We start from the raw sequence: 25,318 nt of genomic DNA on the forward strand, positions 1-25,318 counted from the left end.
TGAAGCCGAATGATGTATATTACAGAACCTTTCCGGTTCGTCTCACACATCATTCGGCTTCAAATATAAATGCCCGCCGTCTTTTTTTCACAAAGCCGCAGCAGAGCGATTATTCTTTCTTTCCGAAGTATCTCAGGAATTGTGTACGTTCGAACATATTGATGCCCTGAATATCCGCCGCATTGAGTTTTCCCTTGAACTGCCCGATGCTGCTGAATCCTTTGCGTTCCATCCATGAGGCGAGGAAAGCGGTGGCCTCTCCGATAAAAGCGTTCGTCTTCAGGTAGACGGCACTGCAAACTTCCACGGCGGACGCTCCTGCAAGGATGGCTTTCACAACGGCCTCGGGAGTGGACACGCCTCCGGAGGCGGCATAGTCTATTTTGTCTACCGACGCAGACGCTATCCCTATCCAGCGAAGCGGAGTGGAAAGGTCGGAAGGTTTGCTGAATACTTCGCCCGAGGCATGCTCCATTTTCTCGATATTGATGTCGGGTTGGTAAAAGCGGTTGAATAACACTACGGCGGCCGCTCCGTTCGCATACAGTTGGTCGATCAATGCCACGGGATTGGTGAGGTTGTCGCCCAACTTCATGATTACGGGTATCCCGACCGTTTTCTTGATATGTCGCAAGATGTCGATGTGACGTTGCTCGAATGAGCCGTAAGTGTATTGTACGTCTGATTGAAGAGCCAAAATATTAATTTCCAGTGCGTCGGCTCCGGCTTCTTCTATCTGTTTGGCGAAATCGATCCACTCCGAGTCTGTATAGCAGTTGATGCTCGCAATGATGGGAATATCGCATACCTTCTTGCTTTCTTTGATTAAAGTAAGATACTCCGACAGCTTATGTTCGCGGATATACTCTTCCAGATAATCGCTGCCTTCCGGAAAATAGACGGGATCTTTCAGCTGTTCGGCTTCCATCGTGATCTGCTCTTCGAACAATGATTTCAACACAATCGCTCCGGCTCCGTCTTCTGCCAGCCTTTTATTCTTACCGGCGTTGTTGGTCAGTCCCGAGCTGCTGATGATAATAGGGTTTCTAAGCGAAAGCCCTGCAAAAGTCGTTTTTAAATCGGTCATGGTAAATAATGCTTTATTTGCTGATTGCCCCGTATGCAGATGCTTCTGCGAAACATCATGGTGGGGAAACATACGGGCAAACAGGTTAATTACTTGTATTCTCTTTCTCCGAATATCTTGCTTCCCACTCGTATCAATGTGCTTCCCGCAGCTATGGCTTCATGGTAGTCGTGAGACATGCCCATCGATAGTTCCCGGAAATCTGTCGAGTCGGCAAACCAAGTGGCCTTTATTTCCTGAAAAAGACTATTTAGAAAACAAAATTCGGCTTTTATTTGTTCGACATCGTCGGTATTGCTTGCCATTCCCATCAGCCCGCAGATGCGCACGTGCGACAACTCTTTCCATTGAGCCCGGTTCAGCATGTCTTTACATTCGTCCGGAGTGAAACCGAATTTGGTGTCTTCCCGGGCAATATGGATTTGCAACAGGCAGTTGACTTTGCGTCCCGCTTTGGCGGCTTGCTTGTTTACTTCTTCCAACAGCCTGTAAGAGTCTATTCCGTGAATCATCGCCACATAGGGTATCATGTATTTGATTTTGTTGGTTTGCAGGTGCCCGATGAAGTGCCATTCAATGTCTTTCGGCAGACTTTCGTATTTAGCTGTCATTTCTTGCGCTTTGCTTTCTCCAAAAATACGCTGTCCCGCCGCGTAGGCTTCCTCTATCGCTTCGTTGGGATGGAACTTTGAAACGGCAACCAGTCGGACTCCTTGCGGGAGTCCGACTGTCACTTGCTTTAAATTGTCAGCAATACTCATAGCCGGTTATGCTTTATTCGGATCGAACTCCGGTTTGTCATTCGGTTCTGCGCTGTAAGGATAGACGTCCATGATGGGAGTTTCCGCCACCGCACCGATTTGATAGTCGGCCATAGTGCCTTTCATGCCTTCATCGAGCTTTTTCACTGCGTCGCGCAAGTCCGCCGCCTGCACCAAGACCTGCGTGGAAGTCTTTTTCTCCGCTCCGCTCTTTTCATCGAGTGTGATAAAGATGAGCTTGCATTTGAACCATCGGTCTGCGCTCTCTTCATCGCTGGCGAAGAGTTCGCTGTAGTTGGCTCGTTTTATATCCGAAACGGTAAATTCGCCGGTAATAAACGGAGTCATCTCTTCAATGATGCGGGCTTCCGCTTCTGTAAAGCTGAGTGCATCGACCAGATAAGGTTCCGTAACTTTCTTCTGCATTCCGTTTTCCATTACCTTTTCATAACGTATTTTGCACTCAAACCAAGTATGCATTGCCATAATTCTTTCTTCTTTATTAGTTTTTTTGAATGTTGTAATTTGTCTACAAAGATAAGCAAAATACCGATGTGTGTGCCGAAAGCTTTTTCAAAAAACGCTAAATCTTTCTTTTGTTCCGGGCGGGGGAGAGAAGATTTCCGATGAACATATTCGCCGATTCGGTTGTTTCGTATATAAAGCATTTTTTAAATAATAAGTAATTATGGCAACAACGAATTTTAAAGGACAACCGGTGAAACTGATCGGTGAATTTATACAAGTAGGTAAGGTAGCTCCGAATTTCGAATTGGTAAAGACAGACCTGTCTTCCTTTTCATTGAAGGAACTGAGTGGCAAGAATGTGGTTTTGAATATTTTCCCCAGTCTGGATACCGGTGTTTGCGCCGCATCTGTGCGTAGATTCAACAAAGAGGCGGCACGGCTGAAAGATACGGTCGTGTTGGCTATTTCGAAAGACCTGCCTTTTGCGGCCGCGCGTTTCTGTGCTGCGGAGGGTATTGAGAATGTAGTTTCTTTGTCCGATTTCCGCTTCTCCGATTTTGATGAAAGTTACGGGGTGCGCATGGCAGACGGTCCGTTGGCCGGATTATTGGCGCGCGCTGTGGTGGTAATCGGGAAAGACGGGAAAGTGGCTTATACGGAATTGGTGCCTGAAATCACTCAGGAGCCGGATTACGATAAAGCCTTGGCAGCCCTTAAGTGAGATTACGAAGGATAAACAAAAAGCGGAAATGTATGATAGACTTTTCTATCTGCATTTCCGCTTTTTTGTTTCACGGTCATAACTTGGCTTATGCGGGCTTTTTCATGCCTTTGTATATCAGAAAAGACACAATCAGTATGCCTGCCCCGATAAACACATAACCTATCTCATGGCTGTATTCGGTCACTTTCGACAACAACTCCTCTTCGCTTTTGACAACGGTCGACAAACTGTATCCGATGGCTGCGAGAATGCTGTTCCAAACTCCTGCGCCTAAGGTGGTATAGAGCAAAAAAGTCGATAGTTTCATTTTTGCCAAACCTGCCGGAATGGAAATCAACTGGCGTACAGCGGGAATCAGACGCCCGATAAAAGTAGACAGAGCGCCGTGTCTGTCGAAATAATTCTCGGCACGTTGCACTTTCGCTTCATTTATAAGGCACATATGCCCGATTCGGCTATTGGCGAATTTATAGACAATGGGGCGTCCCAGCCATTTGGCCAGATAATAGTTGATTACCGCCCCGATATTGGCTCCCAAGGTTGCGAACACAACCACCAGAAACACATTGAGTTCGTCGTTTACAGCTGATTTATACGCTGCGGGCGGAACCACAACTTCCGACGGGAAGGGGATAAACGAACTTTCTATTGCCATCAGCAGGCTGATTGTCCAATAGTTAAGATGGTCCAGACACCATTGAATAAAGGCTACCGATTCCATATATGATAGTGATGTTGTTTGATTATCGGACGATTATTCTTCTTTGTTTCTCATTCGTCTGATAATTTCGTGAAGCATTTTCCTGCTTTCTTCGGTATGATTGGGCAGGTTCAGCATTTCTGTAATAGTGGCTTCGTTCAGAGGGTTGGGCGATGCCTCGTTGTATTTGAAGAAGTTGTCAATTTCGTTATGTACGAGAGAGATAGCTGTTAATTTTTCAGCGACATCCGCATAATGAGGGTCTTCTTCGAATATTTCATTATAATACACTTTGGCTTCTTCCAATATGTCTAGATTCGTATAAATTGAGCCGATAATATACCGTGTCTCTATGTCAGCGTCGTATTTTAGCGCCTGCTGAAATGCCTCCGCCGCTTTTTCCGGCATATCTTCATCCAGATAAACCTTCCCTTCTGTCAGATAGATGCTTTTTTCTTCCGGATCAATGGATTTGGCTTGCTCGCACAAGTGGTGAGCCTCTTCATTGTTGCCCAAATTGAAAGCGACTTTCGCTTTGTTGATGTAAGCTTCTGCCAATAACGAGGGGTCGTTCTCCTGTTTCTCTTCAAGTGTGTGAATCACTTTTTCGAAGTACAGGTTCGATTTCTCCCAGTTCTCATCGCCCATGTAAACTGTTCCTATAAACATGTATCCCGTGGCCGGAGATATGACTTTGTGTGCGATGGCTTTCTTGTAATCGGCAACGGCTGCTTCCGAATTACCTACATAGAAGAGGCTATGGGCCCGGTAAAGATAAGCTTCCCCATATTCTTCATCGGCAGCCAAAGCGAAATCGCAGGCTTCGATCGTTTTTTCATATTCGTCTTCCGAAAAACGGCATTTTGCCAAGGCTACCCAATAACAAGGGTTGTAAGGTTCATCATCGATCAATCGGTTATAGTAAGCGGCAGCTTTTTCCATCTGATTGGTCATCGTCAGGTAATTGGCTTTTGCCGTTATGAACTCTTTTTCTTGTCCATACTTGGCTTCTCCTTTGTCGAGCCATTCTTTGGCAATGCCCGGATATCCTGAGTCTAAGAAAAGATACACGGCATCGATAAAGACATCAATGCCTTCCGTCGTACCTACCGTGATCAATAATTCGTAGGCGCCTTCTATATCCCCTTTATTCAGCAACAGCTCTGCTTTCAACAATTTTACTTCCGGATCATACTCTTCACAGATACTTTCGATTACCTGCTCGGCTAAATCTATCTCTCTTTCATCCAGATAAAGATATGCTTGTTCTATCAGCAGCCTTGTGCTCCTCGGATGTAAATAGAGACCGTATGTGACGGCTTCTTGTGCTTTTTCAAAGAGAGATTGATAGGCATATTGGTTAATGATGTCGGCCAGCTGGTCCGGATCGAGATAGAGTTGTTGCCCTTGGGCTTTAGCTTCTTCGTATCGGGCCATCAGTTGCTCGATTTCCTTATTTTCCGTTTTTGAATTTTTTCTTCCCATTATTCGTTTATTTATTAATTTTTCCCCAGCTGTCTTTCAAACCCACTGTGCGGTTAAATATCATTTTTTGCCGGGTTGATTCTTTGTCGATATTAAAATAGCCGATACGCTGAAATTGCAAGTAAGAGAGTTTAGGTAGCGTGGCTGCAAACTTTTCTATATAGCAGTTTGGCAGAACTCTCAGGGAGTCGGGATTGATGATTTCTTTCATCGCCTCCAGCGCGTCACAGTTTTTGGCTTCACGAATGGCCGCCAGTTCATCCCGGGGATTCTCTACTTTCCAAAGCCGGTCGTACAGACGAACTTCTGCTTTCAGGCTGTGGGCGCAACTTACCCAATGTAGCGTGCCTTTTACTTTGCGTCCCGCGTCGGGCATGCCGCTGCGTGTGTTCGGGTCGTACTCGCAATAAACTTCCGTTACCGTTCCGTTTTCGTCTTTTTTGCATCCGGTGCATTTTACGATGTATGCGTTTTTGAGTCGTACTTCCTGTCCCGGAGTCATGCGGAAATATTTCTTCGGTGCGTCTTCCATGAAATCCTCCCGTTCTATCCACAATTCGCGCGCGAATTCGATAAGGTGGCTTCCGTCTTCCGGGCGTTCGGGGTTATTGATAGCTTCCAATGGTTCTACCTGACCTTCCGGATAGTTGGTGATAATTAGCTTCACCGGGTTTATCACAGCGGATACGCGTGTGGCACGGTTGTTGAGGTCTTCACGTACAGAGCTTTCCAGCAATGCGATATCATTCAGGGCATCGTAAGTGGTATAGCCGATTTTATCGATGAATTTATGGATCGATTCGGGCGAATAACCGCGGCGTCGGAACCCGCAAAGAGTGGGCATGCGCGGATCGTCCCATCCGTTCACCAACCCTTCTTTTACCAAAGTAAGAAGGTTTCGCTTGCTCATCAGCGTATAGCTGAGGTTTAGTTTGTTGAACTCAGTCTGGCGGGGACGGTTGTCGTTCAAGTCTTTCCCTTCTTTCAGCCAGTCGATGAAAAGGTCGTAAAGCGGGCGGTGCACCACAAACTCGAGGGTACACAAAGAGTGAGTCACTCCTTCGAAAAAGTCGCTTTGCCCATGCGCGAAGTCGTACATCGGATACGCTTTCCACGTAGTGCCCGTGCGATGGTGCGGATGCTTCACTACCCGGTAGATGATAGGATCGCGGAAGTGCATGTTGGGATTTGCCATATCTATTTTGGCACGAAGCACCATAGCCCCTTCTTCTATTTCACCGCTGTTCATTTTCCGGAAGAGTTCCAGGCTCTCTTCTGCCGGACGGTTGCGATATGGGCTTTCTATACCCGGCTGTGTGGGAGTCCCTTTTTGCTGTGCAATCTGTTCGGAACTCTGCTCATCGATATAGGCTTTGCCTTCCTTGATAAGACGGACGGCGAAATCCCATAATTGTTGGAAATAATCGGAAGCGTAATATTCGTTTCCCCATTCATAACCCAACCATCGGATATCGTCTTTGATGGCTTCTACGTATTCCACGTCTTCTTTGGTCGGGTTCGTATCGTCGAAACGAAGGTTGCATACGCCGCCATGCTTGGCGGCAATGCCGAAATCAAGGCAGATGGCTTTCGCATGTCCGATATGAAGGTATCCGTTCGGTTCGGGCGGGAAACGGGTTTGTACCTTTCCGCCGTTCTTTCCTTCCCTCAAATCTTTTTCTACCATTTGCTCAATAAAGTTCAGGCTTTTCTTTTCGCCCGAATCTTCGTTTTTAATCTCTGTCATAACGATCTGTGTTAACTGTCTATTAGACTGCAAAAGTAGAGTATTTTTTTAATTTTACAGAGATATATCTATTCTTTTTTCTTTCTCTTGCCTTTCATCTGTCGAATATTCGGAAAAGAGGAAAATCATACTTCTCTTTTAAACAAAAATTAGCTCTGCTTAGAAAAAAGTTGTATATTTGTCCTTTGTAACGGTCGAGTTATCGAAGCTTTTGCACAAAATGATAATAATTTCAAAGATATTTCAAAAAGATGTTATAAGACATGTTTTAGAATTTGGATAGTATCATTAAAAGCAAGTATCTTTGCACCGTTATCCTGAAAACAATCTTTTTACCTTAAAAAAAACTAATACCTATTGAAAACTGAAAAATGGAGCTTTGTGAAAAGCTCCATTTTTTATTTCCATTCTTTTCCCACTTTCTTTTGATTTCGTATCTTTGAAGCCTGAAATAATTGATAACTAATAACCATAATTCATATGTTCTCGGGAATTGTAGAAGAATATGCCACTCTGGTGGCTCTGGTGAAAGACCAGGAAAATATACATTTCACTTTCAAGTGTTCGTTTGTTGATGAGTTGAAGATCGACCAGAGTATTTCACACAACGGCGTCTGCCTGACGGTAGTGAGTTTGACGGACGATTCGTATACGGTTACCGCCATGAAGGAAACGCTCGAACGTTCCAATTTGGGGTTGCTGAAAGTGGGAGATAAGGTAAATGTGGAGCGCAGCATGATGATGAACGGAAGGCTCGACGGGCACATCGTGCAAGGGCATGTCGATCAGACGGCTACGTGCATAGACATTAACGACGCGGAGGGAAGCTGGTATTTCACTTTCCGTTATGCGTTCGACAAAGAAATGGCGCAGCGCGGCTACATTACCGTGGACAAAGGATCGGTGACGGTAAACGGCGTCAGCCTCACGGTTTGCAATCCGACGGATGATACTTTTCAGGTGGCGATAATTCCTTATACCTACGAACATACCAACTTCCATACATTCACGATAGGCAGTGTGGTGAATATTGAGTTCGATATCATAGGAAAATATATCAGCCGGATGATTCAATACAAGTAAGCGTAAATTCGTGATGATGATGGAATACAAGAGTTTTCTGGAGTTGGCGCTCTCGCGCCAGAGCGACCGGGCGTATGACAAGGAACGCCCGGTAGAAGCCGATAAGTTGGAGCGGATATTGGAAGCTGCCCGCATGGCTCCTTCGGCATGCAACGCGCAGCCATGGAGGTTTGTGGTGATCACCGAACGGGAATTGTCGTTCAAAATCGGCAAGGCTACGGCGGGATTGGGGATGAATAAGTTTGCCAAAGACGCTCCCGTGCATATCTTGATTGTAGAGGAATCGGCCAACATCTCTTCGATGCTGGGCGGAAAGGTGAAAGATAAATATTTTCCGCTCATCGATATCGGGATAGCCGCTGCTTACATTACGCTGGCTGCCGAAAGCGAAGGGCTGGGGTCCTGTATCTTGGGTTGGATGGACGAAAAAGAGGTAAAGCAACTTGCGGGTATCCCCCTTTCCAAGCGTTTGCTGCTGGATGTCGTGATCGGGTATCCGGTAAAGGAGAAGCGCAAGAAGAGCAGGAAGCCTAAAGACAAAGTGATCTCTTACAACAGCTACAAATAGAGTTGATAAGCATTTTATTAGAAGAATCTTATCACCGATGATTCTTCTGGGATATTCGGTAAATGCCTCGAATCTCTATTCCTGATTTATGCTTCGGATGATTATTCCGATCTCAAAATTACAAATCTTTAAACAAAACGTCGCTTGCTTTTTTGTAATACTCTTCTCTGGACTCGATTAAGATTTTCCATTCGGCATTGAATTCTTCGTCCTTGTCTATTTTGAAGTCTTCAGAGCCGTAAGTATCCAAACGTTCAAGAAGTATTGCGACATTCAGTTGATTGATATCCATCGCCGGCTGGTAAGAGATGTCTTCGCTTTTAGGATCGGCGTCGGTCACTACTTCGTATACGAGGTTTATTTTCTGCAACTGATTAAGAGTTTGATTGGTCAGCCGGATAGGAATTTTATATTCATCCGAAATCTGGCAAGCCGTATAAGGCTGTTCGCCTTTTTCAAAGCGTTTCACTATGATCGACATGATCAGGATGGATATGAAGTCGCGATATCTGCGGCTGATGTTCTGTGTCTCTTGGTCGAAACTGAAGTTCCGCACGTTTTGTCCCGCGTAAGTCAGCTCGGCGCCGAAGAGGCAGATTGTCCACGAGATTTGCAGCCACAGCAGGAATAACGGTAAAGCGGCGAAACTTCCGTAAATAGCGTTGTATTTCGACACCCACAACTGGCCGCTGATATATATGAACTGGAACGTCTGATAAGCCGTTCCCACGACAATTCCGGAGATAAATGCGTGTTTAAACTTGACTTTCGTATTGGGCATGAAAATGTACAGTCCGGTAAACATAAACCAAGTGAGCACAAAGGGTATGAGCCGTATCAGAAACTTCAGGATGGGAGCCAGAAGGATGAAATCGACCATTTGTTTCAGCGCGGTGGTCATGAAGATGGAAATACCTCCCGACAGGACTATGAGTATGGGCATGAGCAGAAACATCGAGAAGTAGTCTGTAATTTTGCGGTAGATCGATCGCTCCTTGTTTACTTCCCAAATGCGGTTGAAGGTAGTTTCTATATTTCCTACCAGATTTACTATGGTCCATAATAAAGTGATTAAGCCTACGCCTATGAATACGCCGGTCTTTGTTTGCGCAAGGTAAGAGTCGACAAAACGCAGGATGGTTTCCGTAGCCTCGTCGTTGCCGCGAAAGCCGGTACGGAGCTGTTGTTCGAGCAGCGCCGAAACGCCGAAGCCGCGCGCTACGGCAAACAGGATGGCCAATATGGGAACAATGGCTAAGAGAGTGCTGTAAGTTAGCGCCGATGCCTGATCGATAAGGCGGTTTTTGTTGAAGCGTACAATGCAGAGATAAAGCGCTTTGATGATATTATATAGTGAAAATTTGGCTTTTGTCACCTCACCTTCCCTGACACGCCAGATGTCATAAGTCAGGAATCTCCAGATATCGTTTATTTTTTTCTTCATAGGTATCTCCGGGCATTTTCAAATTGCAAAGTAAACAATATGTGTAACGACCTGTTGGCAGTTTGGATAAAAGAAAAGCAGTCAGCCTGTAAGCCGGGTTCTGTTCCTCATGTCGATGACACGAGGTGTCTGTCATTTATCTGAGTGGCGTGTTGCCACGACACTTTAGCGGTCTACCCTCCGACATGGAGCGAGCAACTCTCATAACGCCGGTATACATGACCTTACAACTCCTAAGACGCACAGCCCAGTATGTCACCATCTGGCTGGTAGGCTCTTACCCCACCTTCTCACCCTTGCCTCTTCCCGAAAGAAGCGGCGGTTTTTTTCTTCTGCGTTACTCTACCCTCGCGGACAGCTTTCTGTTAGGAAGTAGGACGCTCTGTGTTGCCCGGACTTTCCTCCTGCACGAAACCGTGCACGCGACAGACCGACCGACTGCTTTAGTGTGCAAAAATACGTCATTTATTTGGTTTTAGCCAAAGAATGCGTCATAAATCGAAAAAATTTCTATCTTTGTTTCCGCTAACTCTTATGGTTATGACGAGCAACCGCTCGATATTTGTCGTATAATAAGATGTGTGGCAAATGTATACCAAGCAACCCGATTCCTGCTGAACGATTGAATGAGGTAATATATGAATGCTTTTTTAAGAAAAATAAGTTTTACGCTCTGCTGTTTTCTGCCGGTGATGTTCACGGCATTGAAAGCTCAAGACACAAACGCCATGCCGGCGGATTCTGCCTATGGAGTAGTCCGCATATCTGTTTGCAATTTGCGCGCAGAAGGGAAGTTTACTTCGGGCATGACCACGCAGGCCTTATTGGGAATGCCCGTCAGGATATTGCAGTATACCGGTTGGTACGAAATTCAGACCCCTGACGACTATACCGGATGGGTGCACCGCCTGGTGATAACTCCCATGTCTAAAAAAGAGTACGACGACTGGAACCGCTCCGAAAAAATTGTGGTTACCTCTCATTATGGCTTTATATATGAAAAACCGGACGAACGTTCTCAATGCGTCTCGGACGCGGTGGCGGGCAATCGGTTGAAATGGGAAGGAAGCGAAGGAGACTTTTATAAGGTTTCTTATCCGGACGGGCGAAAAGGATACATTGCGAAATCGCTTTCGCAGCCCGAAACGAAGTGGAGGGCAGGGGTGAAGCAAGATGCGGAAAGCATCGTCCGGACTGCTTACACCATGATAGGGATTCCTTATCTGTGGGCGGGTACCTCTACGAAAGGGGTGGATTGCAGCGGCTTTGTCCGCACCGTCTTGTTCATGCACGATATTATTATTCCCAGAGACGCCTTTCAGCAAGCCGCTGTCGGGAGGCGTATCGAGATTCTTCCCGATTTTTCGAATGTGCAGAGGGGAGACTTGGTATTCTTTGGGCGAAGGGCGACGGAGAAGTCCGACGAAAATGTTTCGCATGTCGGCATCTATCTGGGAGGCAAACGATTCATCCATGCTTTGGGGGATGTGCATGTCAACAGCTTCAATCCGGAAGACAGCGATTATGATGAAAGCAATACGGAACGTTTGCTTTTTGCTGTACGTTTCTTACCATATATCAATAAAGAGAAAGAGATAAATACAACGCTCACCAATTCTTATTATACGGACTTTACCATTGATTCGGATGCAAAATAGAAGAGATTTTTTGAAAACCGCAGCTCTGGCAGTCGCCGGTTCCGGAATGATGATCGACGATGCTTTGCGTGCAGCTTCCGTGCCCGCCGGGTTTTCCATCAACCGCACCGGCCTGAAAGGGAAGATGCAACTTTCGTTCTTTCCTTACGAGTTGAAGTTGAAGCATGTGTTTACGGTAGCCGCACATTCGCGCACCACCACCCCTGACGTGCAGGTGGAAATCCGGTACGAAGGCATTACCGGATATGGAGAGGCTTCGCTTCCTCCGTACCTGGGACAAACGGTAGAAACGGTAATGGCCTTTCTTAAAAAGGTGAACTTGGATCAGTTTGAAGATCCTTTCCGGCTGGAAGAAATATTGGCGTATGTCGATAGCCTTTCTCCCGGAGACACCGCTGCCAAGGCGGCTATCGATATCGCCCTTCATGATTTGGCGGGAAAGCTGTTGGGAGCTCCTTGGTATAAGATATGGGGGCTGAATAAAGAGAACGCTCCGTCTACCACCTTTACGATCGGTATCGACACGCCTGATGTGGTTCGGGCGAAAACCCAAGAGTGCGCCGGCCTTTTCAATATATTGAAGGTGAAACTGGGCAAGGAGAATGACAAGGAGATGATTGAGACGATCCGTTCCGTCACTTCTCTTCCGTTAGCGGTGGATGTGAACCAAGGTTGGAAAGACCGGCAATTTGCGCTGGATATGATACATTGGTTGAAAGAAAAAGGAGTGGTGATGGTGGAGCAGCCCATGCCGATAGAGCGGATCGATGACACTGCCTGGTTGACCGGGCACAGCCCGCTGCCGGTGTTTGCCGATGAGTCTGTGCAACGTTTGAAAGATGTGGCGGCGTTGCGGGGAGTGTTTACAGGCATCAATATTAAATTGATGAAATGTACGGGCATGCGCGAGGCGTGGAAAATGGTGAACTTGGCGCATGCTTTGGGCATGCGTGCGATGATAGGGTGTATGACCGAAACTTCTTGCGCGGTGTCTGCGGCGGCACAGTTGTCGCCATTGGCGGATTTTGCCGATTTGGATGGAAATTTGTTGATTTCCAACGACCGGTTTAAAGGCATGCAGGTGGTGAAAGGCAAAATCGCATTGAATGATTTGCCGGGAATCGGGGTGGTGCCACTCTGATCCGACGGAATGACCTTCTTAATGTTAAGTCAAATATGGCATACAATGAATGTAAATTTGTCAGCCGCTGCCGTTAATCGCTGTTAACCCTTAAACTGTCTCTGTTAAAAGTGAACAAAAATGTATGACAAGTGAGATAATAGACTGTTTTTTGTTATTATTTTAACGTCGTAAAAGTTAAAACAAATCTTGGTGTTAACATTTAAAAGAATTATAAATCATGAAACAGACAACGAGAAACATTCTGGGTATAGGGGCGATAATCCTTTTGAGTTCGGGAGTTGCGGGGTTGACGACCTATAAGCTGGTGAAAGCTCATGAAGAGTCGAAAGAAATTTCTTTCAATGACTTGTTTAAACAGAATTCGAATGTGAAACTGGCTGCCTTCGATGCCGTAAGCAGTCAGCCTGTCGACCTTACTCAAGCAGCGGAGAACTCTCTTCATGCTGTTGTGCATATAAAATCCACGCAAGAGTCGAAAACAAAAACCATTCAGCAGGCACCGGATATTTTTGATTTTTTCTTCGGTGACGGGCGCGGGCAACAGCGTCAGATACAAACTCAGCCCCGTGTAGGGTTCGGTTCGGGCGTAATCATTTCGAAAGACGGATATATAGTAACGAACAACCACGTGGTGGAAGGAGCCGATGAAATCAGTGTGAAGCTGAATGACAACCGTGAATTTAAAGGACGGATAATCGGGTCTGATCCCGGTACCGATTTGGCCTTGGTTAAAGTGGAAGCAGACGATCTTCCGACCATTCCGGTGGGCGACTCGGACGCGTTGAAAGTCGGAGAATGGGTGTTGGCGGTAGGCAATCCGTTCAATCTCACTTCCACCGTCACGGCGGGCATCGTGAGTGCGAAAGCTCGTACATTGGGGGTCTACAATGGCGGAATCGAATCGTTCATCCAGACAGATGCGGCAATTAATCAGGGCAACAGTGGGGGAGCGTTGGTGAATGCCCGGGGCGAACTCGTGGGTATCAACTCTGTGCTTTCGTCTCCTACGGGCGCTTACGCCGGCTATGGTTTTGCCATTCCGACCAGCATTATGACAAAGGTGGTTTCGGACCTGAAGAAATACGGAACCGTGCAACGCGCTTTGTTGGGCATTCGCGGAGGATCTATCACCGACGAGCAATTCAGCGACGAATTGAAAAAGAAAGCGAAAGAGCTTGGAGTAGTGGAAGGAGTATTGGTGGCTGAGGTTATAGACGGCGGTTCCGCTTCCGGAGCCGATATTAAGGTAGACGATGTGATCATCGGGATCGATAACAAGCGTGTGAAAAATATGGCCGACTTGCAAGAATCCCTTGCCAAGCACCGTCCGGGTGATAAAGTTAAAGTGAAGTTGATCCGTAATAAGAAAGAGAAAACAGTCGAAGTGCTGTTGAAGAATGAGCAGGGAACGACTAAAATCGTGAAAGATGCCGGAATGGAGGTTCTCGGCGCAGCCTTCAAGGAACTTTCCGACGATTTGAAGAAGCAGCTGAATCTGGGTTACGGCTTGCAAGTGACCGGAGTGTCTTCGGGTAAGATGGCGGATGCCGGCATTCGCAAAGGATTTATCATCTTAAGAGCCAACGACCAACCGTTGCGCAAGGTCAGCGATTTGGAAGAGGTGCTGAAAGCGGCTGTCAAATCTCCCAATCAAGTGCTGTTCTTGACGGGCGTGTTCCCCTCAGGTAAACGGGGATACTTTGCGGTCGATTTGACACAGGATTAGTCTTTTTAGGTAAGAAGATTGTAAGATAAGCTAATAAAGTAGAAAAAAGACGCCGGCATGCAACTTGTTGGCGTCTTTTTTGTTTTATTATGTGCATGATATAATGAAAAAGTTACTCAAGTATGCCATTGAACAGATTATTTGTAGTAACTTTGCACTCCAAATCTGTTTTTTAAGAATGAGACAACTAAAAATTACCAAAAGTATCACTAACAGAGAGAGTGCTTCTCTTGACAAGTATTTGCAGGAAATCGGTCGCGAGGACCTGATTACTGTGGAAGAAGAAGTGGAGCTCGCTCAACGCATTCGTAAGGGTGACCGTGTAGCATTGGAGAAACTGACACGTGCCAATCTTCGTTTCGTCGTATCTGTAGCCAAACAGTACCAGAACCAGGGTTTGAGTTTGCCCGACTTGATTAATGAAGGCAATTTAGGACTGATCAAGGCTGCCGAAAAGTTTGATGAAACACGTGGGTTCAAGTTTATCAGTTATGCTGTATGGTGGATTCGCCAGTCTATTCTGCAAGCGTTGGCAGAACAGTCGCGTATCGTTCGCCTTCCGTTGAACCAGGTAGGTTCGCTGAATAAAATCAGCAAAGCCTTCTCCAAGTTCGAGCAGGAGAACGAACGGCGCCCGTCTCCCGAAGAGTTGGCAGACGAACTGGAAATTCCGGTTGACAAAATCTCCGATACATTGAAGGTGTCCGGACGCCACATCTCGGTGGACGCCCCCTTTGTGGAAGGAGAGGACAACAGCCTGTTGGATGTGTTGGTGAACGATGATTCGCCTATGGCGGACCGCTCTCTGGTTAATGAGTCTCTTGCGAGGGAAATTGATAGAGCTCTTTCTACGTTAACCGATAGGGAAAAAGAAATCATTCAGATGTTTTTCGGTATCGGACAGCAGGAAATGACATTGGAAGAAATCGGCGATAAGTTTGGCCTCACACGTGAGCGCGTTCGTCAGATTAAGGAAAAAGCAATTAGAAGACTAAGACAAGGTAATCGTAGTAATCTGCTCAAATCTTACTTGGGATAAGTAAGAAATATTAATTTCCGAAAAAATAAAGCCGCATAAAGTGTCGCGATGGAAGGTATTTCCCGGATCGGTGCTTTTGCGGCTTTTTTCATGAGGGTATATCAAAACAAAACTGAGTTCCCGGAAAAGTTGCGGATTGTGATAGACACCGATAAAACAGCCCTATCAAACTTCATTTTGAGGTAATGATAAGGCCATTCTTACAGCCACTGAAGATCGTCAAGTTTCAGATTCGAAGTTTGTTTCCGTCGTATTCGGTTTTGATGCGCCCTCTGTTCACTGCGCAGCTTTAAATATTAGTGGACACTAATATTTCTTTGTAAAATAACAGACGCAGCGTATGGCTAAAAAGCCCGCGGGCTCTGAAAAAAAAGGCGGCGGGCTTTGAGATCAAACACGGCGGGCTTTGAAAAAAAGCCGGCGGGCTTTGGAAACAGACACGGCGGGCTTTGTGATGAAACTCCGCAGGCTTCGGGGGCAGGGACTCGGTCGGTCATCACCGAAAGCGTATCTCCCGCCCGGAGCTGTCTCCTGTACGGCTTCGATGTCGCATCCCATCTCTTCAACCGAATTCGTCGCCACCTTAAAATTTACTCCGAAGCATCTTAAGCATTTAGGTGGCCGTTTCACCGAAAGCTTGCTCGCTACCCGGTGCGCGTGTGTGGTTTCACCAAAAGCTTACCCGTCACCCGGAGCTGTGTCCTGTACAGCTTCGATGTTCCATTCCATCTCTTCAACCGAATTCGTCGTCACACCGGATTTATCTCCGAACAGTTTCGACGTTCCGGAGCGTTCTGCAAACGGAGCTTCTCCAAACCCGGACGAACCCCGACGGAGCTTCTTATAAAACGTTTAATCACATTCTAGGAGTAATAATAAATTACCATTATGGGTGGTGCTGTTTCAGGCTGATTGAAGAAGCGTTCCGGAGATTTTTCAGGTTTTTGAAAACGCCAAAACGCCAAAAAGTCACTATGTCCCCTTTTTTTTGATACCTTTCATGGGGATGATGGGTTATATTATTGATTATCAATTTATTTATATGATTTTTCCCTCTTATGTCCACGCTGTTTCTCAGTTCGTCGGTGCAGCTACTTCGTATACCTTTTTTGTGGTAAAAAAGGATGGATGAAGGCTAAAATAATTCCTTCACCTGTCAGGATTATTCAAAGAAATAGCCGGCTTCTCCCAGCCCATGAGAGTGAGTAACCATCGGCGGTGTTCGTAGCAGCAGGCATAGGGTATATCCCATATTCGAAGCTATATCTTATGCTCGAAGCGGCACCTCATGTTCGAAGCTAAATCCCATGTTTGATGCTACATCCCATGTTTGAAGTTGCATCCCATGTCCGGAGCTACACTCATGTCCGGAGTTGTATCTCATGTTTAAAACTACATCTCATGTCTGAAGCTATATCTCATGTTTGAAGTAACCTTAGGTCTTCTTTTTTTTCACGATACATTCGTCGGTCGATTTGGAATATTTTTAAACAATTATCCCGAGAAAATAGAGACTGCATCCCGACCGTATTCTCCTTCTCAATAACCTTCCGAGCCGTTTTCATCGTTTGTAAAACAGTCATATAGGCGTTTTGGCGTTTTGGCGTTTTCAAAAATGTGCTTTTAACGGGCAGTTTGTTCGCCCTTTTAGTAATTAACGTGTTGATACACAGTAGAAATTTTATTTTTAACTCGCTTCCCTACAATCCCGCACCGCTAAATCGGGGCAAAAAAAACGCGTCAAACGGCTTTTTCGGGATAGCGTCTCAGACAGGCTTTGAAAGAGGCTTTGAAGAGGCTGGAACAAGGCCTTTTTTTACCCCTGTATTTTACGAAAATATTTGACTTTTCATCCCCTTCAGGCGATGAGGCGGGGAAGACTGTATATCTGTTTTCGAATCACGAATCAGTTGATGCTTATCTTTAAAAATGGAGTCAGGCGGTAAAGAGTTTCTGCTTCCCGGTATAGGCGTAGTTGATGCTTATCTTTGAAAATGGAGTCAGGGTATAATGCCGACTATGGCTGAATCAGAGAAAGGTTTGCATAGAACGCCTTTCCCGGGATAGCGTCTCCGGCACGCCTTGAAAGAGGCTTGCCGAAATAATATAATAATGTCTATGTCTTGCTTTTGCCTTTTTTCGGTATTTTATTATCTTTGCCAATATTTATTAAGTTTACCAATCTATTCAATACGGCCATATGAAATATTTCAAACTACTGTCGGCGGTTGCGCTCGTTTTTGTGCTGTGCTCCGCATCCTCTTTAAAGAAAGACCGTTTCAAAAGTGTTTATGCTTTCGGGCTTTCGGCTTCGTTTACGGATACGGTGGTGTATTATACCGACATCCAGTTGCTGGATAGCGCGGAAATCAGCAAGCAGGGATTTCTTGTGCATCGCGATGAATACAGCTATCAGTTGAAAACCTATTTGGAACAGTCGGGGTTGCAGCAGAACAGCACCTGCATGATTTACTTCTCCGATAATGAGAAAAAACTCGAGAAAGAAGCGGAGAAACTTCTGAATAAATACAGGAAGAATAAAAACGTTTCCGTAGAACGGATTGAAACCGACAGCTTCCGGTTCGCGATTCCGGAGAGATAAAGCCTCGTGCCGCTCTGTTTCGAAAAAGAGATTCAGGGCAAATCTGTATGCTGCAAATCCATACGTTTCGTATGTGTGAAAAAACGGATGAGGCAATCGGTTAATTCACCACTACCGTAGCTGATGGAAAGCATGTTTCAAAGAGCCTTCCGGCTTTTTCAAGCTGTTCGGGCGTATTTTCCTTAACTTCTTTCAATGGGTAATTTAACCCCATGGCTTCGTATTTGTGCACACCTAATTGGTGGTAAGGGAGTATCTCCACCCGTTGAATCATCCGGTATCCTCCCAACGATTCCCCCATGCGGCGAATGTCTTCCTCGAAGTCGCTGTAGCCGGGCACCAATACGTAGCGTAGCCAAAACGGCCTATTGTTGGCTTCCAGCCATGTCGCCGTGCGGAGTGTCTGCCCGTTGCTTCTCTCTGTCAGCATCCGGTGGCGTGCAGGGTCGAACTCTTTGATGTCGAGCAGGACGAGGTCTGTCAGATTCAGCAATTCTTCCACCTCTTCGTTCCATATTCCTCCGTTACTGTCGAGACAAATGTGTATGCCCTTTTCTTTCAGTTCGCGGAATAAGGGCACCAGAGCTTTGGCCTGAAAGGTGGGTTCGCCGCCGGAAAAAGTGATTCCTCCGCGCTTCCCGAAGAAAGGACGCTGGTTTACCGCCATGCGTACAATCTCTTCCGGCGGAGTGGGAGTTCCCCCTTGGGGAGATATTGTATCGGGGTTCGCGCAATACAGGCAGCGGAAGTTGCACCCTTGCAGAAAAACGACGAGCCGTAATCCCGGCCCGTCGAATGTTCCCATACTTTCGTAGGAATGAACGTTTATCATCATATCATTGATAAAGAATACGGTTTACATCTTTTCGTGGAATGAGCGGCTGATAACCTCCAATTGATGCTCGCGGCTCAGCTTCACAAAGTTTACGGCATATCCCGAAACGCGGATGGTCAGTTGGGGATACTTCTCCGGATGTTCCATCGCGTCGTACAGCATGTCGCGGTTCAGTACGTTCACGTTCAGGTGGTGAGCTCCTTTGGTGAAGTAACCGTCCATCATCGTAACCAGATTTTCCACGCGGTCTTCGTCTGTGGCTCCCAATGATTTGGGCACGATGGAGAACGTGTTGCTGATTCCGTCTTGAGCGTCCCGGTAGCGGAGCTTCGACACCGAGCTCAATGAAGCGATGGCGCCGTTCTTGTCGCGCCCGTGCATCGGGTTGGCTCCCGGCGCGAATGCGACACCTTTCGCCCGTCCGTCCGGAGTGGCTCCGGTCTTTTTGCCGTACATCACGTTGGAAGTGATGGTGAGTAGCGAAAGGGTGGGGCGGGCGTTCTTGTAGACAGGCAGCTTTTTCAGCTCTTCGCTGAAGAAATATACCAGATCCACACCCAGATGGTCTACCTTGTCGTTATCGTTGCCGAAGCAGGGGAATTCTCCTTCGATGTCGAATCCTTCGGTCAGCCCGATGTCGTTTCGGCGGGCGGTGACTTTGGCATGCTTGATGGCGGACAACGAGTCGAGCGCGATGGATAATCCGGCTACCCCGTATGCCAGATTGATATGCGGGTCGGTATCGATGAGAGCCATCTGCGCCTTTTCGTAGTAGTACTTATCGTGCATGTAGTGGATGATATTCATCGCCTCGTTGTAGATGCGGGCGATTTCCACCAATACCTTCTTGTAATTGTTCATTACCTCTTCGAACTTCAGCGTGTCGTCGGTAAGTACCGGAATGCTCTCTACCATCACCGTGCCCGTGTTCTCGCAGCGTCCGCCGTTGATGGCGAGCAGGAGAGCTTTGGCGAGGTTGCAGCGTGCTCCGAAGAACTGTATCTGTTTGCCGATTTCCTGATAAGATACGCAGCAAGCGATTCCGTAATCGTCCGATTGGCGTACTTCGCGCATTAAGTCGTCATTCTCGTACTGGATGGAAGAAGTGTCGATGGAAACCTTCGCGCAGAAGTCTTTGAAACCTTCGGGAAGTTCCGGACTCCATAATACGGTGAGGTTCGGTTCGGGAGAAGGTCCGAGATTGTATAGCGTCTGCAAGAAACGGAAAGAAGTCTTCGTCACTTTCGTCCGTCCGTCGTTGAAGCGTCCGCCGATAGACTCGGTTACCCAAGTGGGGTCTCCCGCAAAAATATCGTTGTACGACTGCATCCGCAGGTGGCGTACCATCCGCAGTTTGATGACAAACTGGTCGATGAGCTCTTGGGCGAAAGCTTCCGTGATGATTCCTTTGCTTAGTTCGTATTCCAGATAAATGTCGAGGAACGAAGAAACGTTGCCCAGCGACATGGCGGCTCCGTCTTGCTCTTTCACGGCGGCCAGATAAGCCATATATACCCACTGAACGGCCTCTTGTGCGGTATAAGCCGGACGGCTCAGGTCGAGTCCGTAATATTCGCCCAGCACTTTCATCTCTTTCAGTGCCTTGATCTGCTCCGACACCTCTTCGCGAAGGCGGATGCGGGCATCGGTCATCGGCCCGGTCAGGTTGCGTAAATCCTCTTTCTTGGCTTCGATCAGGCGGTCGGTTCCGTAGAGCGCCATACGGCGGTAGTCGCCGATAATCCGTCCGCGTGCATAATTGTCGGGAAGCCCGGTGAGGAATCCCAGTGAGCGGAAAGAGCGTATCTCCTCGGTATAGACGTCGAACACCCCGTCGTTATGCGTTTTGCGGTAGTGCGTAAAGATGTCTTTCACCCGTTCGTCTACCTCGACACCGTTTTCGTGACAGGCTTTCGCCACTACGTTGATTCCGCCGAAAGGCTTGATGGCGCGTCTTAGCAATTCGTCGGTCTGCAGGCCGACAATGAGTTCGTTTTCTTTGTCTATATATCCGGCTTTGTGCGAAGTGATCGTAGACACGGTCGAGCAGTCGAGCGACCGCACCCCGTTGTTCGCTCTTTCTTCTGCCAATGCCTCAAGGCAACGGTTCCATACGGCTTTTGTGCGTTCCGTAGGACCTTCGAGGAAAGAAGCGTCTCCGTAATATGGAGTAATGTTGTTACTTACGAAATCCCTGACGTTGATTTCCCTGCTCCAAAGACCATCTTTAAAGATCTTATTTAATTCCATAAATTAATAATGTTAGAAGTTTACTGAATCTGTCTCTTTAGAGCATGCAAAAATAAGATGATTTTTTATATTACCGAGATAAAAACGCAGCCTTTTTATGCTGAAAAACATAAAATACCTATTTGTGGGGATAATGATAAAAAGGGTGTGATTATTTTTACGGAAAACGTTTGCATATTTAAAAAGGATTCGTACCTTTGCACCGCTTTTGAAAGAAAGTGCTTCCGATCGGGAAGCCTTGGAGAGGTGGCAGAGTGGTCGATTGCGGCGGTCTTGAAAACCGTTGTACCGCGAGGTACCCGGGGTTCGAATCCCTGTCTCTCCGCCGGTAAAGGGTGTAAATCAGCAAGTTGTGTGATTTACACCCTTTTTACACCCAATAATGTAAAATTGGGTGTTTTTGCATTATTTAAGAGCCGTTATCTTTGCTCAGAAGGTGATTTGATAAAAACAAAGCAAACGAAAAGAATAATCAAATCATTCACTCTTCGTTTGCTTTTATATAACTTTAATTGCCTAACCGCAGCAATGCATCAATCCAATATGTGTTTTGGGATGGATACAAGGCTCATTATTCCGAAGAACAGGCTCTCCGCTATACATCTCTCTATCTGGAAATCATAGAACTTCGACATAGTCGTTCTGGCATTAGCGGGATTGTATAAGTCTATGTGTTATTGTTTCTTTACAGTAAATTCTAATTTCTGAAGCCCCATTTTGTGAACATTGGCAAGGATGAGCGCATAACGAAGCTCTTCACCCGACTTCATGGATTGGGTAATATGGGTAAACTCTTTTTCCGGAATTACATTCTTGAACATCGGACCGGATGATTCGTTTCTCACCAGACGTATTTCTTTCGTAAGCGGTGACAATACAAATGAGTATATTGCCATATAGGACACGCTTTGAAATTTTATCCAATTGGGGTCTGCCTTATCGAGAATATCCTCTAACCAAATGCGGGCGTGAGCATAAGACGGAGTAGAAGAGCCGTCCGCATAGGAAATTTCCCCATTTTCACTGACGATAAAATTCTTGTATATGGAATACTTCTTGAAAGGACACATGTCGTAGTACTCAATGTCTTCCTCTGAATTGATTTCTTTATCAACCGGTACCTCCGGTTCTGTAACAAGACGGTCAGAAAGTATTTTCAATAGAGAATATGTGCGGTCAGAAGCGTCCATGGGAGGATTGGCAAGGATAGTTCGCTCTACTGAAAGATAATATTCATGTCCCCTTTCGTATGTAAATCCTTTAATACTATTAAAGTCAAGCGGTGCCCATACTCCGGGATTGTCTTCCGACATAACAAGCATACACTATGGGCTGTTCGCAGCCAAAAACCCATCTAGTGCCTGTTTCGGAAGAAACGGACATCTTGATTTCCTTAACTGCATCTTTGGTTTCATCATCGCTGCAACCAACACTAAGGAAAGCGATGATTAAAAGAAACGGAATAATAAGTTTATTCATGTTCATAATAATTCCCTATTGGCTCTATCGAGTTATTTTAATTCATTTATGAAAAAACGTGAGCCAACTATGCCACGTCTAAGTGAAGGTCGTAGGAAACCTTTGATGCAGATGTAACAACAGCACCCCACGCTATATTCTTGAGAAACACTATACTATCTCTTGCATAAGTCTGAAAACTTCCTACGTTTTCACCTGCAAGATAAACACAACGTTTCTTCTTTTTTTCTTATGTCTTGGAAAGGGTTGCCCCTATCCGAATGCAAAATTAGTTATTTTATTGATACTTCGCATTATATAGAACAGATTTATAATTTAAACCCTCTACTTTTCTTGGTTCTTCTGTAGTGTTGCGTAAACCTTGCCGTAATATCTCCATTTGTCACTTGAACCATTCGCCAATCGGTTGTCTGTTTATGGTCAGTACCAGTTTGCTATCATCGGTCGGATTCTTCACTATTTTGAAGACATCATTTTTGATTTCAAATTTTCTCCTATGCTCTTCGGAATAAATTCTGCCGTTACACTTGATAGCTTCTTTCTTTGTCAAAAGACAATTTATCATGTCTTTGGTAAATCCAATGACTGCACACAACTTTTCCATTCTCAACATTTCTCTGAGCATCGGAAACCATTTGAATGCCTTTTCAAGCAGGGTGTTCAGTCGTGATATTTCCCTGTCTTTGGCTTCAAGTGGAAAATCCAGTGTAAGATGCCCTCTAAAACCAAGCGATTCTATCCCCTTGTGCCAAAATAATCCTATTTTTTCGTAGATTTGATACTCGTCTTGACCGGTGGGATACAGTTTGAATAAATATATTAAATGTGTTTCGCAATTTAGTACCAATATATTTGCGAAGTAAATAGTAAATCCATTATAAACTTCATGAAAGAACTGTTACGTACAATTATTATTGAAAAAATACGTATCTTTGCAAATAGTTTATTTACAAATTAATTATAATTTAATGCACAAATAATGATTATTCAAGTATGATAGCGATATTTATAAGAGTGTCAATTTTGTCTGTTTACGCCTTATAATTTAGGCAATGTAATCTTGTCAAGCCAAATGCTACATAGACCTTGTCTCAAGAGCATGGATGATGCGTTTCGTCTGTATTACCGTCCATTGTGCCTATATGCGTTGCATTATTTGAATAATACGGAAGATGCAGAAGATACCGTACAGGACTGTTTTGCTGAGTTGTGGGAGCACATAAATAATGGTCGTATGGTATCCGATTTGAAATCATATCTCTATTCCATGACACGCAATCATTGTATAGACAAGCTTAAAAAACATAGTGTGATTGATCCAAATATCACTCCTATGGACTTGGCTGACGAGATTTCAGACGAAGAATGCGAAGAACGTGCATTTATAGAAGCACGTCTATGGACCACCATTGATTCGCTGCCTGAACGTTGCAGGGAAGCACTTCTGCTTAGTAAGCGGGACGGACTGAAATATGAAGAGATAGCCAAGCGACAAGAGGTTTCTGTCAATACGGTTAAGAATCAGATAAGCAAAGCTTTGAAGGCATTGAAAGAGGGAGGACGAAAGGTCTATATGTTCTTTTTCGGATAGATATAAAAAGTCCGCTCTGAAAAAAAACGCAAAAGATATATTTTTTTCATTTGGGAATAGTAGGATTTGCATAAAATGCAGTCTTAGTAGAAAACGAATGAAAATATGAGCGAATTAGAAGAAAAATGCATCCGGTTCGTCTTGATGAACTATAAGCATGGAGTGTTTGATACCCGGAAAGCATTTCATGAATGGAAAAATAAGAATAGTATCCATACCCGAAAGCGACATATAGGATATTATTGGTCTGGTGTAGCTGCCTCACTGCTACTTTGCATCGGTACATACCTTTACTGGAATATGCACGAAGACGATGCGTGGATGCGCATTGCCGCTACTGACAATATCATGGAATATATGCTGCCGGACAGCACTTTCGTAACCTTGTCGCCTCATTCCACGCTCAAATACCGTTCCGAAGTATTCAGAAAAGAACAACGGGAAGTGGAAATGACCGGAAAGGCATATTTCCGCGTGTATCGTGATGCTGTACATCCTTTCTGCGTGACCGGACAATATGCTGTAGTGAAAGTTCTGGGCACAAAATTTCAGATAGACGAGACGCTTTCCGATTCGGCAACAGAAGTTTATGTTTCGTCCGGTAAAGTGTTATTTGCAGCCAAAGGAGAGAATGACGGTATGGTGCTGACAAAAAATATGCAAGCCAGCTTAATGCATGGAGCGCATCACCCCCACATCGTAGCATCACAGACTCCTAATCCTGTGGCATGGGCTGTCGGAAAATTCGTTTATGAAAAAACGACTCTATCCGATGTGCTGGAAGAATTATCAAATTATTATCATGTCAAACTGACCACATCAAATGCAGAGAAGACGCTTTCAGCAGAGTTTGAAACGGGTGATGGACTGGATGTAATTGTCTCTTTGATTGAAGAATCATTAGAAGTTAAGATAGAAAAGGAATAA

The 25,318-nt window shown here is 45.6% G+C and carries 21 protein-coding genes, 1 tRNA gene, 1 other RNA gene and 1 pseudogene; 12 read left to right on the top strand and 12 right to left on the bottom strand.

Going from position 1 to position 25,318, the window contains the following annotated elements; genetic code table 11:
* Window positions 1-109: 109 nt before the first annotated feature.
* The 3 genes from C234_RS0105560 to C234_RS0105570 all read right to left on the bottom strand — a co-directional run bounded on the left by C234_RS0105560 (window position 110) and on the right by C234_RS0105570 (window position 2,334).
* Window positions 110-1,087, bottom strand: a complete 978-nt coding sequence (locus C234_RS0105560; protein ID WP_027324961.1) for a dihydroorotate dehydrogenase-like protein — start codon at window positions 1,085-1,087, stop codon at window positions 110-112.
* A gap of 89 nt (window positions 1,088-1,176) precedes the next feature.
* Window positions 1,177-1,848 (bottom strand): YggS family pyridoxal phosphate-dependent enzyme, encoded by a 672-nt coding sequence (locus C234_RS0105565; RefSeq protein WP_027324962.1) that lies wholly within the window; start codon window positions 1,846-1,848, stop codon window positions 1,177-1,179.
* A gap of 6 nt (window positions 1,849-1,854) precedes the next feature.
* Window positions 1,855-2,334, bottom strand: a complete 480-nt coding sequence (locus C234_RS0105570) for a DUF4494 domain-containing protein (RefSeq protein ID WP_027324963.1) — start codon at window positions 2,332-2,334, stop codon at window positions 1,855-1,857.
* 202 nt (window positions 2,335-2,536) lie between these two features.
* Here C234_RS0105570 and tpx point away from each other — a divergent pair, with 202 nt between their 5' ends.
* Window positions 2,537-3,037 (top strand): thiol peroxidase, encoded by a 501-nt coding sequence (tpx, locus tag C234_RS0105575; RefSeq protein ID WP_027324964.1) that lies wholly within the window; start codon window positions 2,537-2,539, stop codon window positions 3,035-3,037.
* 88 nt (window positions 3,038-3,125) lie between these two features.
* Here the strand turns inward: tpx and C234_RS0105580 are convergent, their stop codons facing one another.
* From C234_RS0105580 to C234_RS0105590, 3 genes are read right to left on the bottom strand one after another with little or no spacing between them, the layout of a single operon-like run.
* The gene (locus C234_RS0105580) at window positions 3,126-3,761 is read right to left on the bottom strand and encodes a DedA family protein (RefSeq protein ID WP_027324965.1); all 636 of its coding nucleotides are present in this window, start codon (window positions 3,759-3,761) and stop codon (window positions 3,126-3,128) included.
* 33 nt (window positions 3,762-3,794) lie between these two features.
* Complete coding sequence (locus C234_RS0105585; protein WP_027324966.1) at window positions 3,795-5,225, bottom strand: tetratricopeptide repeat protein; 1,431 nt, start codon at window positions 5,223-5,225, stop codon at window positions 3,795-3,797.
* A 7-nt stretch (window positions 5,226-5,232) separates the two neighbouring features.
* Window positions 5,233-6,972 (bottom strand): glutamine--tRNA ligase/YqeY domain fusion protein, encoded by a 1,740-nt coding sequence (locus C234_RS0105590; RefSeq protein ID WP_027324967.1) that lies wholly within the window; start codon window positions 6,970-6,972, stop codon window positions 5,233-5,235.
* Between the two features lie 480 nt (window positions 6,973-7,452).
* Between C234_RS0105590 and C234_RS0105595 the strand changes: the two genes are divergently transcribed.
* Both C234_RS0105595 and C234_RS0105600 read left to right on the top strand, forming a co-directional pair.
* A complete protein-coding gene (locus C234_RS0105595; RefSeq protein WP_027324968.1) occupies window positions 7,453-8,055 on the top strand; it encodes a riboflavin synthase in 603 nt (200 codons plus the stop codon).
* Between the two features lie 19 nt (window positions 8,056-8,074).
* Window positions 8,075-8,623 (top strand): nitroreductase family protein, encoded by a 549-nt coding sequence (locus C234_RS0105600; protein ID WP_027324969.1) that lies wholly within the window; start codon window positions 8,075-8,077, stop codon window positions 8,621-8,623.
* A gap of 118 nt (window positions 8,624-8,741) precedes the next feature.
* On the opposite strand, the gene C234_RS0105605 is transcribed toward C234_RS0105600, so the two are convergent.
* Together C234_RS0105605 and rnpB are read right to left on the bottom strand one after the other, a co-directional pair.
* Window positions 8,742-10,067 carry a YihY/virulence factor BrkB family protein gene (locus C234_RS0105605; RefSeq protein WP_027324970.1) on the bottom strand — a complete coding sequence of 442 codons (1,326 nt, stop codon included), beginning with the start codon at window positions 10,065-10,067 and terminating at the stop codon, window positions 8,742-8,744.
* A 73-nt stretch (window positions 10,068-10,140) separates the two neighbouring features.
* An RNA gene (gene rnpB / locus C234_RS16745) (RNase P RNA component class A) lies at window positions 10,141-10,509 on the bottom strand.
* A 250-nt stretch (window positions 10,510-10,759) separates the two neighbouring features.
* Here rnpB and C234_RS0105610 point away from each other — a divergent pair.
* The 6 genes from C234_RS0105610 (at window position 10,760) to C234_RS0105650 (ending at window position 18,236) form a co-directional block, all read left to right on the top strand.
* Window positions 10,760-11,725 (top strand): C40 family peptidase, encoded by a 966-nt coding sequence (locus C234_RS0105610; RefSeq protein WP_148295168.1) that lies wholly within the window; start codon window positions 10,760-10,762, stop codon window positions 11,723-11,725.
* Entirely contained in the window at window positions 11,715-12,866 is a 1,152-nt protein-coding gene (locus C234_RS0105615; protein WP_027324972.1) for a dipeptide epimerase, read from the top strand. The genes C234_RS0105610 and C234_RS0105615 overlap by 11 nt, the downstream gene beginning before the upstream one ends.
* A gap of 220 nt (window positions 12,867-13,086) precedes the next feature.
* Window positions 13,087-14,595 (top strand): Do family serine endopeptidase, encoded by a 1,509-nt coding sequence (locus C234_RS0105620; RefSeq protein WP_021644983.1) that lies wholly within the window; start codon window positions 13,087-13,089, stop codon window positions 14,593-14,595.
* Between the two features lie 178 nt (window positions 14,596-14,773).
* Window positions 14,774-15,634: a sigma-70 family RNA polymerase sigma factor gene (locus C234_RS0105625; RefSeq protein WP_027324973.1), complete on the top strand. Its 861-nt coding sequence runs from the start codon at window positions 14,774-14,776 to the stop codon at window positions 15,632-15,634.
* Window positions 15,635-16,040: 406 nt separating this feature from the next.
* A complete protein-coding gene (locus tag C234_RS17355; RefSeq protein ID WP_148730741.1) occupies window positions 16,041-16,481 on the top strand; it encodes a hypothetical protein in 441 nt (146 codons plus the stop codon).
* A gap of 1,353 nt (window positions 16,482-17,834) precedes the next feature.
* Window positions 17,835-18,236, top strand: coding sequence for a hypothetical protein (locus C234_RS0105650; RefSeq protein ID WP_021644991.1), 402 nt, complete (start codon window positions 17,835-17,837; stop codon window positions 18,234-18,236).
* 100 nt (window positions 18,237-18,336) lie between these two features.
* Here C234_RS0105650 and pflA read toward each other — a convergent pair whose 3' ends face one another.
* Complete coding sequence (gene pflA / locus C234_RS0105655; RefSeq protein ID WP_027324974.1) at window positions 18,337-19,068, bottom strand: pyruvate formate-lyase-activating protein; 732 nt, start codon at window positions 19,066-19,068, stop codon at window positions 18,337-18,339.
* 24 nt (window positions 19,069-19,092) lie between these two features.
* Window positions 19,093-21,321 (bottom strand): formate C-acetyltransferase, encoded by a 2,229-nt coding sequence (pflB, locus tag C234_RS0105660; protein ID WP_027324975.1) that lies wholly within the window; start codon window positions 21,319-21,321, stop codon window positions 19,093-19,095.
* Window positions 21,322-21,561: 240 nt separating this feature from the next.
* Here pflB and C234_RS0105665 point away from each other — a divergent pair.
* Window positions 21,562-21,646 (top strand) — tRNA-Ser (locus C234_RS0105665).
* A 349-nt stretch (window positions 21,647-21,995) separates the two neighbouring features.
* Here the strand turns inward: C234_RS0105665 and C234_RS15910 are convergent.
* Together C234_RS15910 and C234_RS0105675 are read right to left on the bottom strand one after the other, a co-directional pair.
* Window positions 21,996-22,634: a DUF4377 domain-containing protein gene (locus tag C234_RS15910; protein ID WP_248596484.1), complete on the bottom strand. Its 639-nt coding sequence runs from the start codon at window positions 22,632-22,634 to the stop codon at window positions 21,996-21,998.
* Window positions 22,635-23,077: 443 nt separating this feature from the next.
* Window positions 23,078-23,494: pseudogene (locus C234_RS0105675) on the bottom strand (mobilization protein); the annotation flags it as partial.
* A gap of 405 nt (window positions 23,495-23,899) precedes the next feature.
* Between C234_RS0105675 and C234_RS0105680 the strand changes: the two are divergent.
* Both C234_RS0105680 and C234_RS0105685 read left to right on the top strand, forming a co-directional pair.
* Window positions 23,900-24,391, top strand: coding sequence for an RNA polymerase sigma-70 factor (locus tag C234_RS0105680; protein WP_034536994.1), 492 nt, complete (start codon window positions 23,900-23,902; stop codon window positions 24,389-24,391).
* A 105-nt stretch (window positions 24,392-24,496) separates the two neighbouring features.
* Window positions 24,497-25,318 (top strand): FecR family protein, encoded by an 822-nt coding sequence (locus C234_RS0105685; protein WP_027324978.1) that lies wholly within the window; start codon window positions 24,497-24,499, stop codon window positions 25,316-25,318.

It is taken from the genome of Bacteroides pyogenes DSM 20611 = JCM 6294, assembly GCF_000428105.1.
In the GTDB taxonomy this organism is placed as follows: domain Bacteria; phylum Bacteroidota; class Bacteroidia; order Bacteroidales; family Bacteroidaceae; genus Bacteroides; species Bacteroides pyogenes.

Excerpts from the sequence above, each read along its gene's own strand:
- C234_RS0105600 (WP_027324969.1), top strand. The coding sequence starts at position 8,075 with ATGGAATACAAGAGTTTTCTGGAGTTGGCGCTCTCGCGCCAGAGCGAC.
- pflB (WP_027324975.1), bottom strand. The coding sequence starts at position 21,321 with ATGGAATTAAATAAGATCTTTAAAGATGGTCTTTGGAGCAGGGAAATC.
- C234_RS0105620 (WP_021644983.1), top strand. The coding sequence starts at position 13,087 with ATGAAACAGACAACGAGAAACATTCTGGGTATAGGGGCGATAATCCTT.
- C234_RS0105685 (WP_027324978.1), top strand. The coding sequence starts at position 24,497 with ATGAGCGAATTAGAAGAAAAATGCATCCGGTTCGTCTTGATGAACTAT.
- C234_RS0105560 (WP_027324961.1), bottom strand. The coding sequence starts at position 1,087 with ATGACCGATTTAAAAACGACTTTTGCAGGGCTTTCGCTTAGAAACCCT.
- C234_RS0105625 (WP_027324973.1), top strand. The coding sequence starts at position 14,774 with ATGAGACAACTAAAAATTACCAAAAGTATCACTAACAGAGAGAGTGCT.
- C234_RS0105570 (WP_027324963.1), bottom strand. The coding sequence starts at position 2,334 with ATGGCAATGCATACTTGGTTTGAGTGCAAAATACGTTATGAAAAGGTA.
- tpx (WP_027324964.1), top strand. The coding sequence starts at position 2,537 with ATGGCAACAACGAATTTTAAAGGACAACCGGTGAAACTGATCGGTGAA.
- C234_RS0105610 (WP_148295168.1), top strand. The coding sequence starts at position 10,760 with ATGTTCACGGCATTGAAAGCTCAAGACACAAACGCCATGCCGGCGGAT.
- C234_RS0105615 (WP_027324972.1), top strand. The coding sequence starts at position 11,715 with ATGCAAAATAGAAGAGATTTTTTGAAAACCGCAGCTCTGGCAGTCGCC.
- C234_RS0105680 (WP_034536994.1), top strand. The coding sequence starts at position 23,900 with ATGGATGATGCGTTTCGTCTGTATTACCGTCCATTGTGCCTATATGCG.
- C234_RS0105605 (WP_027324970.1), bottom strand. The coding sequence starts at position 10,067 with ATGAAGAAAAAAATAAACGATATCTGGAGATTCCTGACTTATGACATC.
- C234_RS0105585 (WP_027324966.1), bottom strand. The coding sequence starts at position 5,225 with ATGGGAAGAAAAAATTCAAAAACGGAAAATAAGGAAATCGAGCAACTG.
- C234_RS15910 (WP_248596484.1), bottom strand. The coding sequence starts at position 22,634 with ATGTCGGAAGACAATCCCGGAGTATGGGCACCGCTTGACTTTAATAGT.
- C234_RS0105590 (WP_027324967.1), bottom strand. The coding sequence starts at position 6,972 with ATGACAGAGATTAAAAACGAAGATTCGGGCGAAAAGAAAAGCCTGAAC.
- C234_RS0105650 (WP_021644991.1), top strand. The coding sequence starts at position 17,835 with ATGAAATATTTCAAACTACTGTCGGCGGTTGCGCTCGTTTTTGTGCTG.
- pflA (WP_027324974.1), bottom strand. The coding sequence starts at position 19,068 with ATGATAAACGTTCATTCCTACGAAAGTATGGGAACATTCGACGGGCCG.
- C234_RS0105595 (WP_027324968.1), top strand. The coding sequence starts at position 7,453 with ATGTTCTCGGGAATTGTAGAAGAATATGCCACTCTGGTGGCTCTGGTG.
- C234_RS0105565 (WP_027324962.1), bottom strand. The coding sequence starts at position 1,848 with ATGAGTATTGCTGACAATTTAAAGCAAGTGACAGTCGGACTCCCGCAA.
- C234_RS0105580 (WP_027324965.1), bottom strand. The coding sequence starts at position 3,761 with ATGGAATCGGTAGCCTTTATTCAATGGTGTCTGGACCATCTTAACTAT.